This window comes from Yinghuangia aomiensis, assembly GCF_039542225.1.
GTDB classification, from domain to species: domain Bacteria; phylum Actinomycetota; class Actinomycetes; order Streptomycetales; family Streptomycetaceae; genus Yinghuangia; species Yinghuangia aomiensis.
This window is the reverse complement of the sequence record NZ_BAABHS010000013.1, coordinates 99,495-115,590: the sequence shown is the minus strand read 5'-3', so window position 1 is coordinate 115,590 and position 16,096 is coordinate 99,495. Positions and strand designations below refer to the sequence as shown.

The following is a 16,096-nucleotide window of genomic DNA, read 5'->3' as shown; positions in this document are numbered from 1 at the left end:
CGTCAGGTTAACGAGACCTGGCCGGTGCGGAACATGAGGCGTGTCCCCGCAGCGGTTGCCGAGCACCCGGAGGGGGCCACGCCATGAAGAAGACGTACGAGACCCGTGCCGTTCCCGCGATGTGCCGCCTGTGCGGTGACCCGTACCTCGCGTCGCTGCATCCGCGCCCGCTGGTCGAGGTGCCCGCCGGCGGCGACCCGATGGGCGGCCGGCTGACCGTGTTCGACGGCGTGACCTACATGGTCGAGCGGCACACCCCGTGCCCCGAGGCGCGCCTGCCCTACTGACGCACCCGCACCGCGCCGCCGGGCCGACCGGAACGGCGCACCGGGATCATCGGCCGTCCACGTCCGCAAGGACCTGGGCGGCCATTCCCATGGTCGCCCAGTCCGCGCGGCCGCCGTCCAGGAGTTCGCCGAACGTCGTGGTCTCGACCCACGTGCGCTCGGTGTCACCGCTGCCGTGCGGGCCGGGGGCGGCGGTCAGCCGGGCGAGTTCGCCGGCGGTGACCTCCGCGGAGAAGACGTGGCCGCGGTGCACGGACATGGTGGCGGCGAGCTGGCGCACCCCGTGCGCACGCAGCCGCTCGGGGGCGAGGGCGAGGCCGGTCTCCTCCGCGAGTTCCGCGCGGGCCGCCCGCGCCGGATCGGTGAAGCCGCCGGAGCCGCCCGGAAATTCGTGCACATAGCCGTCGGGCGCGCAGCCGGGCGAGCGGAACTCGCGGACCAGGACGAGTTGTGTATCGCGCACCGTCGCGCCGCGCCGGTACAGCACGACGGCGCTGATGTCCGGTCGTCCGACGACGACTTCGTTGTCCTTGATCCGCCCGCCTTCGGCGGCGATCGCCACCGAGACCCGGGCCGCCCAGTACACGAGCGCGCCGGAGACCCGCAGCGTCCACACGACGCCCGCGTCGCGCAGGGTGTTGCCGGCCGCGCGCTGGGCGGCGTACCAGTGCCGGAACTCCGGTGCCGACCAGACGAGCAGCGGCACATGCCGTTCGCCGTCGGCGCGCGGCGCGCCCGTGCCGATGCGGCCGAGGGCGGCGCGGACCGCGGCGTCGAGGGTGTCGGCGAGCGGGATGCCGTGGTTGCGGGCGTACTCGCGCTGGTAGCGGACCTTGGCGGCGTCGGGCGGCGAACCGAACACCGCGCGGCCGCTGTCCTTGAGCCAGCCCCACTCGTCGTTCGTGGTCAGGCCCGGCAGCGTGGCGAGGTCGCGCGGCACCCAGAAGAGGACCTGGTCGGCGGCGGACAGCCAGCGCAGCTCCCAGCCGATCTGGTCGTCGTAGTCGGCGGTGAACGCGCCGGTCGACGACTCGGGCACAAACACCACCAGGTCGCCCGGCCCCGCCCAGTGCCTGCGGATCAGGTCGACCGCGGCCGGCCGCCACGACGGCACATCCGCGCTGCGCGGGGTCGGTCCGGCGAGGAACAGGCTCGCATCCCAGCGCGGCGGCGGTGCGTCGGTGGCGTGGACGACGGTGACGGTTCCCGGCACTCCCGCCACCCCCGCCATTCCAGGCAGTCCCGGCATGCAGCTCCCCCGGTGTGCGGCGTCGCGTGTGGTCGATCGGCGCAAGCGAGCCTACGCGGCGCGGCGTTCGCGGGACGGCGCCGGGCCGCGGATGGCAGTCTGACCGCGTGAGCGTTCCCCGCCGCCGGCACCGCCGGACACGCCGCCTGGCCGCGGCCGTGCTGGCCGCGGTGCTGGCCGGCGGGTCCGCGGCGGGCTGTACGCACAGCCGTCCCGAGCGCGACGACCCGCCGCCGCGCGGGCTGGACATCGCGGATGTCGTGTTCAGCCCGAAGTCCGCATTGTCGCACCGGCAGTTGGCGAAGGCCGCGCAGACCATCCGGGACCGGGCCGAGGCGTACGGGATCCGGGTCCAGCGCACCCGCATCCGCAACGGCGCGGTCGTCGTCCGCCTGTCCGTGCGCGGACTCGGCGCCGCGGCGGAGGAACGCGTCGCCCGCCTCGGCGCACCCGACTCGGTCGTCATCCGCCCGGTGCTCGCGACCGCCGGGCTGCCCGCGGGCTCCGTCCCCGCGGGTGCGGTTCCTCCGGGCGCCGCCGCGCGGTTCGCCGCGATGGACTGCGGCAGCGACGACGCCCCACCCCCGGACGTCGTCCCGCCGCCCGGTCCGCTCCTGGCCTGCGACCCGGACGGCAACGAGAAGTTCGCGCTCGGCCCGCCCGCGCTCGACGGCCGCCAGGTGTCCGGTGCCGCCGCGCATTACCGCGAACACGGCACCGGCGGTTGGCAGATCCTCGTCGCGCTGACCCCGGACGGCGCCGAGCGGTTCGCGGACCTCACCGGGCGGCTCGCGGACGGCGGCCTTCCGACCGCGCGACTCGCCGTGGTGTGGCGGGGCGCCGTGGTCAGCGCGCCGGTGATCCGGACCCGCATCGCCTCCGGCGAGGCCGTGGTCAGCGGCAACTTCACCGAACGCACCGCGCAGGAGCTGGCCGGGCTCATCACCGCGGGCGCGCTGCCGTGCCGGTTCGCGGTGACGTCGTACGTGCACACCTACTGAGCCCGCGCCGGGACCCGGCTCACCGCGCCCGCTCGACCTCCAGCGCGTCGCGGTGCAGCGCGCACGCCGTCGAGACCTCCAGCATGACGCCGTTGAGCACCGGGGCTTCGGTGTCCGACGGTGTTCCGCCGTCCGGCGCGGCCGCGGGTTCGCCGCGGCGGATCGCGGTGCCCAGGGCGTCCATCCGGTCGGCGCACGCGGTGACGATCCGCGCGGTCGGGGCGTGGTCGATGCCGCTGTCGACGTAGACGGACGCCGCCGCGATGGCGTCGGTGAGGTGCTCGATCGACACCAGCACCGGCCAGAACGCCGCGGCACGGCGGGAGACCGGCGGCGGTTCGGCGAGCGCCTGCTGGAAGGCGGTGCGTGCCGTGGTGAGCGTGTTGTACGACCGCCGCCGGGCCCGTGAGCGGGCCGCTTTCCCGCCGGAGCCTTCCGCGTTGAGCAGCCGGATGTAGGCGGCGTCGGCGTCGACCGCGTTCGCGACGAGTTGCCGGAGCCGGGTGTGCCGGCCTTCCGGCCACAGCAAGTAGCCGAACACCAGCACGATCGCGCAGCCCAGCACGGTGTCGAGCAGTCGCGCGGGCACCAGCCCGGACACCCCGGCGTGTCCCAACTGGTCGGTGAACAGCAGCAGGAGCGGTGTCATGGCGGCGGTCATCATCGCGTAGCTGCGGACCATCACGATCGGCACGAGGAAGCCGAGTGCCGCGACGACGGCGACGTCGCCCCAGCCGCGCGGCACGTAGGTGAGCAGCACTGCGGCCACCAGCACGCCGACCAGCGTGCCGAGCGCGCGGAGAAGGCCGCGGACGAAGACCGAGCCGAAGTCGGGCTTGAGCACGAAGGTGATGGTGAGCACCACCCAGTAAGAGCGCGGCAGATCGGTGACCTGCACGATCGCCGCGCCGATGCCGATGCAGAGGGCGAGTCGGAGTGCGTACAGCCACGGTGCCGGACCGGCCAGCACGGTGCCGATGTGGGTGAGTCCGGCGCGCGGTCCCCAGGAGCGCTGCCCGACGCCGAGCGCGTCGGGGTCGCGGGCGAAGACGCCGGTGGCGTCGGCCGGCGGCGGGGCCAGGCGGCCGGCGGCATAGCGCAGCGCGGCGCGCAGGGCCTGTTCGGCGGGGGTGTGCGGGACGAACCCGGTTTCGTCGACGACGTCGTGGCCGGAGGCGATGGCGTCGCCGAGCCGGGTGACCGCGTCGGGCAGCGCGGGGTCGACGGGGGTGGCGTCCCGGCCGATCGCGGAGATCGCTTCGAGGATCGGGTTGACCGCGTTGAGCTGGATCATGAGCCGCCGCACGGCGGGGTCGCGGCCGGGCGAGGTGGCGCGGTGCCGGACCAGGACGTCGTACGCGGCGTCGATGGCGGCGCCGATGCCGCGGGCCGCCTCCACCCCGCCGACGCCGGTGCCGGCCCGCAGGCGGGCCGCGGCGGCGTAGTAGACCTCGGCGACCGCGGCGCGTTCCTCGATGCCGCGGCGCAGCGGCCAGGCCAGCAGGGTGAGCACGATCACCAGGGCGGCGCCGGACAGCATGAGCACGGGTGGCAGCCACCACGGGTCGGGCAACGGGACGCCGGTGCCGACGCCGGCCAGCAGGAGCAGCATGAGCCCGCACGACGAAGCGATGCCGCCGACCGGGCTGATCACGCCGGAGACCAAGGCGACCGCGACCAGGGTGAGCACGGTCGTCCAGCCCCGTCCGGCGGCCGCGTGGCCGACGACGATGCCGACGGCACCCGCGAGTTGCGGCGGGATCATGCGGATGAGCCGGGTGCGGTAGGCGGTGTGCCGGTCTTCCATGACGCCGTTGAGGGCGCCGAGCGAGACGAGGACGCCGTACGGCACCTTGCCGACCGCGACGCCGACCGCGAGCGGCCCGGCGATCGCGAGCGCGGCGCGGGCCGCGGCGGCCCACGGGACGGGTGCGGGCCGGGGGCGCAGCGCGCGGAGGAACCAGTGCTCCTCCGCGGTCGGCGGTGGAGACAAGCAGATCCTCCGCGGGGGAACGACGGTGGGGAATCCTCCTCAAGAGGACGGACAACACCCTATCCTCGGGCAAAGACGGCAGATGCCGCGGGAGGCCGGGTCTCCTCCGCCTGCGCCTCCCGGCAGACCGCGGGCTGGGGAAGAATCGGGTTTCCGGTACGACGGGTGCCGGGCGGCGGACCCGGGCGGCACGCCGGGGGGACACGACGGGGAGGCGCGCGGCGCGTGGGCGATTGGTGGCTCGCCGGCCGGTACCGGCTGATCGAGCGGCTCGGGTCGGGCGGCATGGCCGTGGTCTGGCGGGCCCGCGACACGCACATGCACCGGCACGTGGCGGTCAAGCTGCTGCGCGACGAGTACACCGTGCCGGGCGCCGCCGAGCGCTTGGCCCGCGAGGCGCGCGTCGCGGGCGAGTTGGCCAGTCCGCACATCGTCACGGTGTACGACTTCGGCACCGGCCCGCTCCAGCAGGCCGCGCCCGGCGACCCGCACACGCCGCCGGTGCCGGACGCGGCGGGGCACGAGTCCGTGTACGTGACCATGGAGCTGGTGCCCGGCCGCTCGCTCGCGAAGGTGGTGTCCGACGAGGCGCCGCTGCCGCTGGGGCGGGTCCTCGACTGGGCGGCGCAGTTGTGCGACGCGTTGGAGGTCGCGCACGAGGCGGGTGTGCTGCACCGCGACATCAAGCCGGCGAACGTGATGACGACCGACCGCGGCGTGCTGAAGGTCCTGGACTTCGGGATCGCGCGGTCGATGAAGACGCTGGCCGCCGGGTCGACGCTGACCCGGCCGGGCGGGGTGCTCGGCACCGCCGCGTACATGTCCCCCGAGCAGGCCAACGGCAGCGAGCTGGACGCCCGGTCGGACCTGTACTCGGCGGGCTGTCTGCTCTACGAACTGCTGGTGGGAGAGCCACCGTTCGGGTTCGGCGAGGTCCCGAGCCTGCTGTTCCGGCATGTGCACGTCGAGGCCGAGATCCCCGAACGCGTCCGCGCCGGGCTGCCCGACGCGATGGCGGAGCTGATCCTGGCGCTGCTCGCCAAGCATCCGTCGGACCGGCCGCAGGACGCCGCCGCCGTGCGGCGTCGGTTGGCCGTGGTGCCGCTGCCGCCGTCCACGCCGCAGCCGTCCCGGTCCGAGCAGGCCGAGGAACTGGCCCGGCGTATGGACGAGCTGTCCGGCCTGCCGCCCGACGAGGCCGTCGACCGGCTGCGCGACCTGCTGCGCGCGCACCTCGCGGTGTTCGGGCCGGACCACGAGCGCACCTTGAACGTGCGCGACGACCTGGCGTACTACCTGGGCCTGCGCGGCGAACGCCCGCTCGCGGTGCGGGTCTTGCGGCAGCTCGTGGTGGACTGCGGGCGGGTGCTGGGCGCCGAGCACCAGGTGACGTTGGCGGCGCGCCGGAACCTGGCGTACTGGACGGCGAAGGCCGGCGAACCGGGCGAGGCCGCGCGGCTGCTCGGCGACCTCCTGCCGGACTACGCGCACGTGCACGGGCCGAGCGACGTGGAGACGCTCAAGGTGCGGCGCGAACTCGCGCTGTGCACGGGCCGATCCGGCGATGTCGACGAGGCCGTCCGGCTGCTGCGAGTGCTGATCGCGGACATGGCCCGCGTCCTCGGCGGCGAGCACCGGCAGGTGATCACCGCACGCGAGGAACTCGCCTACTGGGACCACCGGTCGGCCAAGACCGGGACCGTGCTGCCGGAGCCGACGGCGTCACCGGATTCGTCGCCGTCGGCCCGGCGCACGGGCTGAGCCGGACCTTTTCGAACCGGCGCCGCCGGTCAGAGCGCCAGCATGTCGCGCAGTTCCCGCTTGAGCACCTTGCCGACCGCGTTGCGCGGCAGCGGCCGGTCGATGAAGCGCACCGTGGTCGGCACCTTGAACGCGGCCAGCCGCCGCGCCACATGGCCGCGCAGCTCGGCCGCGGACACCGCCGTGCCGGGCCGGACTTCGACCACCGCGGCGACCTCCTCGCCGAGTTCGCGGTGCGGCACGCCGACCACCGCGACGTCGGCGACCGCGGGATGCTCGAACAGCACGGCCTCGACTTCCGCGGAGTAGACGTTCTCGCCGCCGCGGATGATGACGTCCTTGAGCCGGTCGACGACGTACACGAAGCCGTCGGCGTCGACGTGCCCGAGGTCGCCGGTGCGGAACCAGCCGTCCGGGAAGCACTCCGCGGTCGCCTCGGGCAGGTTCCAGTAGCCGCGCACGACGTGCGGGCCGCGGAACCGGATCTCCCCGGTCTCCCCCGGCGCCGCGTCCTTGCCGGTGACCGGATCGACCACGGCGACGTCCACAACCGGGACCGGTCGGCCCACGCTGTCCGGGCGGTCGTAGTACTCCTCGCCGGAGTTCGAGACGACCACGCACGTCGTCTCGGTCATGCCGTAGCCGTTGAGCGGGGACACCGCACGGCCGGACATCCGGCCGACTTCGTCCACCAGGTCGGGCGGCACGGGGGCGCCGCCCGCGCCGAGCGTGAGCAGCGAGGACAGGTCGTACTTGCCGCGCAGCGGGGACTCCAGGAGGCGGCGCAGCAGGGTCGGCACCATCGTCGCGCTGGTGATCTTCTCGGTTTCGATGAGCCGCAGGGCGCGTTCGGTGTCCCAGCGGCGCATCAGCGACACCTTGGCGCCTTGCCCGGCGGCGATGTAGAGGCCGACCAGGCCGGCGATGTGGAAGAACGGATAGGTCTGCAGCGCGCTCGGCACGGGGATGTCCGGCACGAGCTGCTGGAAGCGCACCGGCCCGGCGGTGAGCAGGTCGGCGGGGACACCCGCGCGTGCGAGCTGGACGGCTTGCGCGAGCTGCATGGTGTGCAGGTTGGTGGTGTGGTTGCGGTGCGTGCCGACGGCGCCTTTGGGGCGGCCGGTGGTGCCGGAGGTGTAGAGGATCGTCGCGTCGTCGTCCGGCGCGGGTCCGCCGTCCGGCAGGTCGCACGGGCCGGTCCAGCCGCGCAGCCGCGCGGACAGGTCGTCGGCGCCGGGCGGCAGCGGGCCTTGGGCGCGCACCACGAGCATCGCGGCGACGCCGGGCGGGACTTCGCCGAGGACGGCGGCGCGTTCGCCGTCGGCGGCCAGCACCGTGGTGCCGGAGTCGGCCAGGGCGTACCGGAGTTCGTCGGCCGTCCACCAGGCGTTGAGCGGGACGGCGATGGCGCCGATCACTTGGGTGGCCCAGAAGAGCAGCGGCCATTCGGGGTGGTTGCGCATCGCGATGGCGACGCGGTCGCCGCGCCGGACGCCGAGCGGTCCGGCGAGATGACGCGCGAGGTGGGCGACGAGGCGGAGTTGGTCGCCGTACGTGATGCGGCCGTCTTCGTGCACGAACGCGTCGCGGCCGGCGAAGGCCGCGGTCGCCGTGAAGACGTCCCGGAGCGTGCCGGGCGCGCCGGGGAACTCCCGGGTCGGGGGCCCGCCGTCGCGGACGGCCGGCTGGATGGCGTAGACGGATTCGGGCGCGGTGAGCGCCGCCAGAGCCCGTGCGCGATCGGTCATGCGAAGCCTGCACCTCCTGGCCGTTCCGCGAAACGGGGATGAACCGGGGGTGGAACGCGGGTCACTCGAGAGTCTGGTCCCGGACGGGCGGACAGGGCAAGGTTGAACGAGCGTTCGCCAGGGCCGCAGCCGAAGGAGCCGCGTAATGGAGTACGAGCAGATCGCCGTCGAGGCCAAGGACGGGATCATGACGGTCCGGCTGGACCGGCCCGACCGGATGAACGCCTACACGTTCCGGATGCGCGAGGAGATCTCCGACGCGCTGGACCGGGCGGACGCCGACGACGACGTGCGCGTGGTGGTGTTCACCGGGAGCGGCCGCGCTTTCTGCGCGGGGGCGGACCTGGAGCAGGGCGCGGCGACGTTCGACCCCGCCGGGCATTCCGTGGTGACCGGTGAGCCGGAGCCTGCCGCGGAGGACTTCCGGGACGACGGCGGGAAGCTGGTGATGCGGCTCTTCCGCTCGACGAAGCCGCTGATCGCGGCGGTCAACGGGCCCGCGGTCGGGGTGGGCGCCACGATGACGCTGCCGATGGACATCCGGATCGCCTCCGAGGACGCCCGGTTCGGCTTCGTGTTCGCCCGCCGCGGCATCACCCCGGACGGCTGTTCGACCTGGTTCCTGCCGAAGGTCGTCGGGATCGACCGGGCGCTCGAATGGTGCTTCACCGGGCGCGTGTTCGGCGCGGCGGAGGCGCACGAGGCGCGGCTGGTGCGCGAGGTCGTACCGGCCGACGAGCTGCTCGACCGGGCATACGCGGTCGCGCGGAGTATCGCCGAGCGCACTCCGGCCGTGGCGGTCGCGGTCACCCGGGCGCTGCTGTGGGGCATGCAGGCGGAGCCGGACCCGTGGACGGCGCACCGGCTGGAATCGCGCGCTCTGCATTGGGCGGGCGGGTCGGCGGATGCGCGCGAGGGCGTGGTGGCGTTCCTGGAGAAGCGTTCGCCGAATTTCGGGCTGCGGGTCAGTAGCGATTTGCCGGAGTATCTGCGGAGCTGGCCGACCGAATAGCGGGCGCGTTCGCCGGGCGTTCGCATGGCCGACGGCAAACGGTCGGCGTTTGTCACAAGCAGAGCAGTTGTGTTCAGCAACTGTTGTGCGGCACCCTGTCTACGTCAGGGTTTCCCGGTCAGAGGGTGTCGGCGTGGGCGAGCAACTACAGGCCGTTGATGAGTTTGCGGGGCGGCGCGTCGTCCGCGAGCTGGGGGCCGCGTCGCGGCTGTTGCGCGGCCTGATGACGCCGCCGCTCCAGGCCGCGGGCGTCACGCAGGCCGAGTACCACTTGCTGGTGTATTTGGAGGAGCGCGGCACCTCCACCGGCAAGGAGCTTTCCTGCCGGCTCAGCCTGGACAAGACCACGGTGAGCCGGCAGCTGGCCGCGCTGGAGGAGTCCGGGTCGATCGCCCGGACGACCGATCCGTCGAACCGGCGCTCGCACCTGATCAACCTCACCGATGCGGGCCGGGAGCGGCTCGCGGACGCCCGGCGGCGCACCCTCGCCGCACTGGAGGACCGTTTCTCCAGCTGGCCCGCCCAAGGCCTGGAGGAACTCGCCGACCGGCTCGCCGCCTTCAACGACCAGCTGCGCGGCGAACAGTCGGAGCCGGCCGAGGGCGACCCGGACGCGCCGGGGCTGCGCCCCGCGCAGCCCGCCTGACCTGCTGGTTTCCGGTCGGTCGGGCCGGACACACGGGCTAGCCCTCGGGGGTCTCCGCGACGCGCGGGTGGATCCGCGGCCGGGCCCGGTACACGTCGTACACGCCCTGCACCCGGCGCAGCGCACGCAGCAGCCGGGGCAGGCTGGCCAGGTCGGCGAGCCGGATGGTGTAGGTCTGCCGCACCCGCATCTGCTGCGGCGGCGCGATCGACGCGGACGTGATGTCCGCCCCGGCCGCGTCGATGGCCGCGGTGACGTCGGCGAGCAGCCGCGGCCTGTCGAGGGCCTCCAGTTGCACGGTCACCCGGTAGCCGCGCTCGGCCTGGTGCGGCAGCCATGCCGCGGTCACGATGTCGCGCCCGGCCCGGATCATCTGCTGCACGTTGGCGCACTCGCGCTGATGCACCGCGACCGTGCCGCCGCGGATCACGAATCCGGCCAGCTCGTCCGGCGGCACCGGGGTGCAGCAGCGCGCCAGGCGCACCGGGGCGCCCGGCGAGCCGGGTACGGACACCATGCTCTCGGCCGCGTCCGGGTCGCCCTGGGCCGCCGCCACGGCGCCCGCGGCCTCGCCGGCCGCGGCGAGGTTGCCGAGCGACGCCTCCGCGGACGCGGCGTGCACGTCCGCCGTGGCGAGCCGGGCGTTCTCGATGCCTTCGCTGCCCTCGGGGTGGGCCACGAACCACGCCTCGATGGCGACCCGGGCGAGCGGGCTGCGGACGAAGGACAGCCATTCACGAGAAGGGCCCGCGCCGGAAGGCGGGGCCGTGATGATGGAGACCGTCTCGCCGTCCGCGAGCACCGAGGAGAGTGCCACGAGGCGGCCGTTGACCTGGGCGCCGATACAGCGGTGCCCGGTCTGCTCGCCGATCGCGTAGGCCGCGTCGACGCACGTCGACCCGGCCGGGAGCGTCAGCGGCCGCCCGCCGGGGGTGAAGACCAGGAGCTCGCGGTCCTGCGACAGGTCGGCGGTGAGCTGCGACCAGAACGCGGTGGCGTCCGGGATGCCGCCCTGCCACGCCAACAGCCGGTGCAGCCATTCGAGTTGGCCGCGCTCGCCGTCGTCGTCGACGGTGGCGACCACACCGAATTCGGCGAGCCGGTGCATGCGCCGGGTGCGGATGAGCACCTCGACGACCTCGCCGCCGGGCAGCGTGATCGCGGTGTGCAGCGATTGGTACAGGTTGAACTTCGGCGTCGCGATGAAGTCCTTGAACTCGCCCGCGAGCGGCGTCCAGCAGGTGTGCAGCACACCGAGCGCGCCATAGCAGTCGGTGTCCGCGGCGACGACCACCATCAGCCGGGACAGGTCGAACGGGCCGAGTTGCGCGTCGCCGCGCCGGACCTGCACGCGCCGCGCCGAGACGTGGTGCCGGGGCCGCGGATTGACCTGCGCGTCGATGCCCGCCTCGCGCAGCGCGCGGCGCACCGCGCCGGCCAGCTCGGCGGCGGCCTCGTCGCGGGCGGCGGCCTTGGTGTCGAGCACGCCGACGATCGCGGCGTGCTCGTCGGGTTTGAGCGTCGCGAAGACGATGTCTTCCAGCTCGGTCTTGAGGACGTGGATGCCGAGGCGTTCGGCCAGCGGGATGAAGACGTCCCGGGTGACCTCGGCGATGCGGATCTGGCTGGCCCGGCGCATGTGCCGGATGGTCCGCATGTTGTGCAGCCGGTCGGCCAGTTTGATGACCGTCACGCGCAGGTCGCGGCCGGTGGCCACGAGGATCTTGCGCATGGTCTCGGCTTCGGCTTCCTGCCGGTTGTTGAAGTCGACCTTCTCCAGCTTGGTGACGCCGTCGACGAGGTGGGCGACGTCTTCGCCGAAGGACTCGCGGACGGTGTCGAGCGTGAGGTCGGTGTCTTCGACGGTGTCGTGCAGGAGGGCGGCGACCAGCGTGGTGGTGTCGGCGCCCAGCTCGGCAAGGATGGTGGCGACGGCGAGCGGGTGGGTGATGTACGCCTCGCCGCTCTTGCGCATCTGACCGCGGTGGGACATCTCCGCCACCACGAACGCCCGCTGCAGCAGGGCGATATCGGCCTTGGGGTGGTGCGTGCGGTGCACCTGGACGAGCGGGATCAGGGTTTCCAGCGCTTCCGGGCTCCGGCGCCGGTTGCCGCCGATCAGGAAGGTCGCGGCGGCGAGGCTCAGGCGTTGCACCGGGCGGCGGGCGGCGCGGCTCGCGCGCTCCGCGCCCGCGGCATCCGCTCGGGGGTCCGAGCGCGCATCGGCCGGGCGTCCCGCCACATCTCGCGCGCCCGCACCTACGGGCGGGTCGATCCCCCCGATCGTCATGAGGCACCTCCGGCAGCAGAACACCGGCGCTTCGCCCCGGTGGTTCATGCTACCGACATCTGACGGGGGCGTGTCCGGCGGATGTCACCGACGGCACACCTCCACTCGTGCGGGTGAACTGGTCGCGGGCATACGCGCGAAGGCGGCCCGGCGCGCCCGAACCGGTGCCGGTCCGGGGCGCGGGGCCGCCTCGCGGGAGTTGCTGCCACCGGGTAACGCGCACGTGAACGGCGGTTCCCGGGTGCCGCGGGGGCTACATGAAGGACGATTCCGCGGTCAAGCCGAGCGCCTCGTCGGCGCCCGTGACGATCGGCTGACAGTTGCCCCAGCCGACCCCGCCGCCGACCGGGTCGGTGACGCGGATCACGGTGTCGCGGATCTGGTGCAGGCGGCGCGCCTGCTCCGCCGTCGAGCAGTCCGCGATGCGTTCGCCTTCGACGTGCAGCTCGCCGCGCCACTCGCCGTGGTGGTGTCCGTCGAGCCCGAAGTACAGCCCGGCCCCCAGGTGGAAGCCGGTGTCGGACAGCACCTCGATCTGCAGCGGCCGGGCCGAGCCGTCCGCCATGGTGGCGTGCAGCTTGCCGCCGCGCAGGCGGCGGTTGACCGGGTCGAACGACAGGTCGGGCACCAAATCGGCCCACCGGTCCATGCGGCCGTCGGGGTGCTCGACGCCGCCCATGACGTGCTTCTGGCTGAAGCCGGGGGCGGTGATGATCTGGTAGTGCAGGAACAGCGCGTAGCGGCTGCCGTCCGGACGCTCCATGAGCACCGGGCTCCAGATCATCCGGAAGGACGCACCCGGCGGCATGCCGGACGGCTCCAGGTCGGACGCCGGCGTCCCCACGTCGTAGCGGGTGCCCCACGAGTGGTCCCGGGTGGAGACCCAGGTGTCCGGGGTGATCTCGGTGCGGACGCCGTCGACCTCGACCCAGCCGTGCGCGACGCCGGTCTGGTGGTAGCGGACCAGGTCGGCGGTCGTCCGGTAGCCGCGCCGGTTGTGCGTGCGGTCTTCGCAGACCGGCTGCACGGCGGCCTCGAAGGTCCAGTCGAACGCGATCGGCTGCGCGTCGTTGGGCTCCAGGACGAAGCGCACGGTCTTGAAGGGTTCGAGGACCTCGTACCGGACCGGCCCGATCCCGGTGCGGTTCGGTTCCGGGGCCAGGCGGCGGGAGGCCCGCACGGTGAGCTGCTCGACACCGCGCGAGACGCCCGCGTAGCCGTCCATGACGTTGCGGTTCGTGTACTTGCCGAGGCCGAAGCCGAGCTGGAGGCTGCCGTCGCGGGCCGCGGCCATCGCGCAGACCTTCTCGGTCCACGACGGGTCGGTGGTCGCGACCGACGCGAAGGTCTCGGTGACCTGGTGGCAGAAGCCCTCGTCGGCGGGGACGAGGTCGCCTATCGGGTTCATGCGCCGGCGTCCTCGGAACCTTCGGGGGCCTCGGACGCCTCAGGAGCCGCGGAGGCCGAGCCGACCGGGAGGCTGTCCCAGAAGGTGCCGTCGAGCATCGCCTCGATGAGGGCGCGGTGCAGCACGGTCTCGTCGAGGTTCTCCGGCATCTCGCGCTCGCCGAAGTGCTCCTGGCGGTGGGCGATGCGGGCCATGACGACGCCGTGCCGGACGGCGGAGTAGACCTCGAAGTAGTTCGTGTTGCGCGGGGTGTGGCCGGTGAGTTCGGCGTAGCGCGCGTACACGTCCTCGCGGCGCAGCAGGTCCGGGATGCCCGGGAGGCCGCCGTAGCGGGAGGCGATGTCCTGGAAGAAGTCGTGTATGAACACGAGCCAGGCGAGGTCGAGTTCGCGCGGACCGACGGCGGCCATCTCCCAGTCGAGGACGGCGGTCGGGGCGAAGTCGACGTAGAGGATGTTGCCGATGCGGGCGTCGCCCCAGCTGATCACGTCCGGGCCGGCGTCGGCCGGGAAGTTGTCCTCGAGCCAGGTGAAGGCGCGGTCGAGCAGCGGGACGGGGTGCCCTTCCATGCCCCAGTCGTAGTACGCCTTGAGGTCGTTGAGGTGGCGGCGCAGGGCGGTGTCGCCGGGCTGGTCGAGCTGGAGGAAGGCGATGTCCTCGGCGGTGTGCTCGATCTGGTGGATGGCGGCGATGATCGCGACGGAGGCCTCTTGGAGGCGGGCGCGGTCGGCGGGGTCGGCCTTCTGGAGCCAGCTGTCGATCGTGTACGGCATGACGTCCGGCGGGGCGGAGCCGTCCGCCCGGCGCATCACGAAGAACGGGGCGCCGAGGGCTTCTTCGCCGGGCTCGTTCCACAGCAGCTTGGGGACGGGGATGCCGCAGCGCTCCGCGACGAGGCTCATGACGCGGTACTGCTTGTCGAGGTCGTAGGTCGGGAAGACCGGCTTGGCGTCGAGCGCCGGGCGCATGCGCACGACGCAGCGCTCGGTGCGGGTCTCGCCCTCTTCGGTCCACGCGGCGTCGAACAGCAGGGTTTCGCTGGACATGCCGTTGGTGGAGGGGATGCTCAGCTCCGAGACCTGCGGGTCGGCGCCGTCCGGGAGGCGGGTGGCAAGCCAGTCGACCAGCCGGTCGTGCACCTCGGCCAGATCGCGCGTGCTGACTTGCGGGCGGGCGGGTGCATCGGAGTCGGCCACGACAACCTCCGGTATCCGTGCCGCGATTGCGACAAGTTCCCAAGGGCTCGCCCCGCTGCCGGGTCCGCGGGGGCCCGGGAACGAGCCCCAAAAAGTGAAACCGGTTCTATCACGCGCGACACGTGTCAGCAATGGTTGCGGGGCGTGCGTGCGGGTTGACGCGGGGGCGGGGGGCGGACGGGCTCGGGCCGCGAGGGGGCGGAAGCGGGTCGAGGGGCGCAAGGCGGGCGCGAAAGGCGCGCAAGGTCGGCACGGTCCGCCGCGCCGTCGCGTCCGCCCTCGTCGGCCGGAGCCCTCGCTCCGCCGGTTCGGGGTGCAACGGTGCCGGGCGGTTCCGGCGTCCTGTCGGTGGTGAGGCATGGCGCGGGGTGGCGTGGTGTGGCGGTCCCGTCGAAAGGGTTGCCTGCGAGGCACGGTTTCGCGGATCGTCGAGGGAGCAGGCGGGCTTGGGGTGGCGTGGCAGTCGTCCCGTGGCGCGCTCGCGGTCGCGTGCGCGGGGTTCGCTCGGGCGGGCTCCGCGGCTTCCGCGTGCCCGGGTGCGGGAATGTTCCTTCATCCGAGGCCCGGGCGCACCGTCCCGCGCCGGGCGTGCGCCCGGGCGGCCGGTCGCGCCCCGGCGTGCGGCTCCGGGGGCCCGGGCGCCGCGCGGGCGCGCGGCGCCGGCGGTCCGCCCCGGCACCACCCTCGCGGGTCGTGGTTTGCCCGCTGGGCAAGGCTGTACCGCGATACGGTTCGGGTGGTCCCGGCCGGCCGGGCGGCCCGCGTGCCGCGCAGCACATCTTCTTCCGTGGACCGAATCTTGGGAGCAGGAGCAGTGGCATGAACATCAACGCGGTCGTGTTCGACGTGGGCGAGACCCTGGTCGACGAGAGCCGGGAGTACGGCACCTGGGCCGACTGGCTCGGCGTCCCCCGCCACACGTTCTCCGCCGCGTTCGGCATGGTGCTCGCACAGGGCCTGGACTACCGCGAGACCTTCCAGCGCTTTCGGCCCGGCTTCGACCTGGACGCCGAACGCGCGGCGCGCACCGCCGCCGGCGCCCCCGAGTGGTTCGGGGAGGACGACCTGTACGAGGACGTCCGCCCCTGCCTGAAGACGCTCGCCGGCATGGGCCTGTGGATCGGCGTGGCCGGCAACCAGACGGTCAACGCCGGATCGATTTTGCGTGGCCTGGAGCTGGGCGTCGACCTCGTCGCGACCTCCGACGACTGGGGCGTGTCCAAGCCCGAGCCGGACTTCTTCGCCCGGCTTGTCGACGCGTGCCCCTGCCCCGCCGACGAGATCCTCTACGTCGGCGACCGGCTCGACAACGACGTCCGCCCCGCCCACCACGCGGGCCTGCGCACCGCGCACATCAAGCGCGGCCCGTGGGGCACCATGGTCGCCGCCGACACCGAACTACGGGAAGTGGCGGACGTGTTGCTCGCCTCGCTGGACGAGCTGCCGGGCGAGGTCGCCCGCCTGGACCCGCGCCGCGCGCTGCGGAGCGAGCAGGCCTGACCCGG

The 16,096-nt window shown here is 73.6% G+C and carries 12 protein-coding genes; 6 read left to right on the top strand and 6 right to left on the bottom strand.

Translation table 11 applies throughout. The features are described 5' to 3' along the window. The first annotated feature begins 83 nt into the window (after window positions 1-83). Complete coding sequence (locus ABEA93_RS19390) at window positions 84-287, top strand: hypothetical protein (protein ID WP_345676875.1); 204 nt, start codon at window positions 84-86, stop codon at window positions 285-287. 46 nt (window positions 288-333) lie between these two features. Here ABEA93_RS19390 and ABEA93_RS19385 read toward each other — a convergent pair whose 3' ends face one another. Continuing rightward, on the bottom strand, window positions 334-1,536 hold the full coding sequence (locus tag ABEA93_RS19385; RefSeq protein WP_345676874.1) for a nucleoside 2-deoxyribosyltransferase domain-containing protein: 1,203 nt from the start codon (window positions 1,534-1,536) through the stop codon (window positions 334-336). Window positions 1,537-1,643: 107 nt separating this feature from the next. Between ABEA93_RS19385 and ABEA93_RS19380 the strand changes: the two genes are divergently transcribed. Continuing rightward, window positions 1,644-2,537 (top strand): SecDF P1 head subdomain-containing protein, encoded by an 894-nt coding sequence (locus ABEA93_RS19380; protein WP_345676873.1) that lies wholly within the window; start codon window positions 1,644-1,646, stop codon window positions 2,535-2,537. A 19-nt stretch (window positions 2,538-2,556) separates the two neighbouring features. Here ABEA93_RS19380 and ABEA93_RS19375 read toward each other — a convergent pair whose 3' ends face one another. Next, window positions 2,557-4,530 carry an FUSC family protein gene (locus ABEA93_RS19375; protein ID WP_345676872.1) on the bottom strand — a complete coding sequence of 658 codons (1,974 nt, stop codon included), beginning with the start codon at window positions 4,528-4,530 and terminating at the stop codon, window positions 2,557-2,559. A 225-nt stretch (window positions 4,531-4,755) separates the two neighbouring features. On the opposite strand from ABEA93_RS19375, the gene ABEA93_RS19370 reads away from it, so the two are divergent. After that, the gene (locus ABEA93_RS19370) at window positions 4,756-6,291 is read left to right on the top strand and encodes a serine/threonine-protein kinase (protein ID WP_345676871.1); all 1,536 of its coding nucleotides are present in this window, start codon (window positions 4,756-4,758) and stop codon (window positions 6,289-6,291) included. A gap of 29 nt (window positions 6,292-6,320) precedes the next feature. Here ABEA93_RS19370 and ABEA93_RS19365 read toward each other — a convergent pair whose 3' ends face one another. Then, window positions 6,321-8,039 (bottom strand): class I adenylate-forming enzyme family protein, encoded by a 1,719-nt coding sequence (locus tag ABEA93_RS19365; protein WP_345676870.1) that lies wholly within the window; start codon window positions 8,037-8,039, stop codon window positions 6,321-6,323. A 145-nt stretch (window positions 8,040-8,184) separates the two neighbouring features. On the opposite strand from ABEA93_RS19365, the gene ABEA93_RS19360 reads away from it, so the two are divergent. Together ABEA93_RS19360 and ABEA93_RS19355 are read left to right on the top strand one after the other, a co-directional pair. Continuing rightward, window positions 8,185-9,051 carry an enoyl-CoA hydratase-related protein gene (locus ABEA93_RS19360; RefSeq protein WP_345676869.1) on the top strand — a complete coding sequence of 289 codons (867 nt, stop codon included), beginning with the start codon at window positions 8,185-8,187 and terminating at the stop codon, window positions 9,049-9,051. A gap of 133 nt (window positions 9,052-9,184) precedes the next feature. Continuing rightward, entirely contained in the window at window positions 9,185-9,697 is a 513-nt protein-coding gene (locus ABEA93_RS19355) for a MarR family winged helix-turn-helix transcriptional regulator (RefSeq protein WP_345676868.1), read from the top strand. Window positions 9,698-9,734: 37 nt separating this feature from the next. Here the strand turns inward: ABEA93_RS19355 and ABEA93_RS19350 are convergent, their stop codons facing one another. From ABEA93_RS19350 to ABEA93_RS19340, 3 genes are all read right to left on the bottom strand, one after another. Continuing rightward, window positions 9,735-11,987: a RelA/SpoT family protein gene (locus ABEA93_RS19350; protein WP_345676867.1), complete on the bottom strand. Its 2,253-nt coding sequence runs from the start codon at window positions 11,985-11,987 to the stop codon at window positions 9,735-9,737. A 253-nt stretch (window positions 11,988-12,240) separates the two neighbouring features. Next, window positions 12,241-13,395, bottom strand: coding sequence for an Rv3169 family protein (locus ABEA93_RS19345; RefSeq protein ID WP_345676866.1), 1,155 nt, complete (start codon window positions 13,393-13,395; stop codon window positions 12,241-12,243). Then, the gene (locus ABEA93_RS19340) at window positions 13,392-14,591 is read right to left on the bottom strand and encodes a phosphotransferase family protein (protein WP_345676865.1); all 1,200 of its coding nucleotides are present in this window, start codon (window positions 14,589-14,591) and stop codon (window positions 13,392-13,394) included. Before ABEA93_RS19340 ends, ABEA93_RS19345 begins: the two co-directional genes overlap by 4 nt. Window positions 14,592-15,410: 819 nt before the next feature. On the opposite strand from ABEA93_RS19340, the gene ABEA93_RS19335 reads away from it, so the two are divergent. Continuing rightward, complete coding sequence (locus ABEA93_RS19335; RefSeq protein WP_345676864.1) at window positions 15,411-16,091, top strand: HAD family hydrolase; 681 nt, start codon at window positions 15,411-15,413, stop codon at window positions 16,089-16,091. Window positions 16,092-16,096 lie beyond the last annotated feature (5 nt).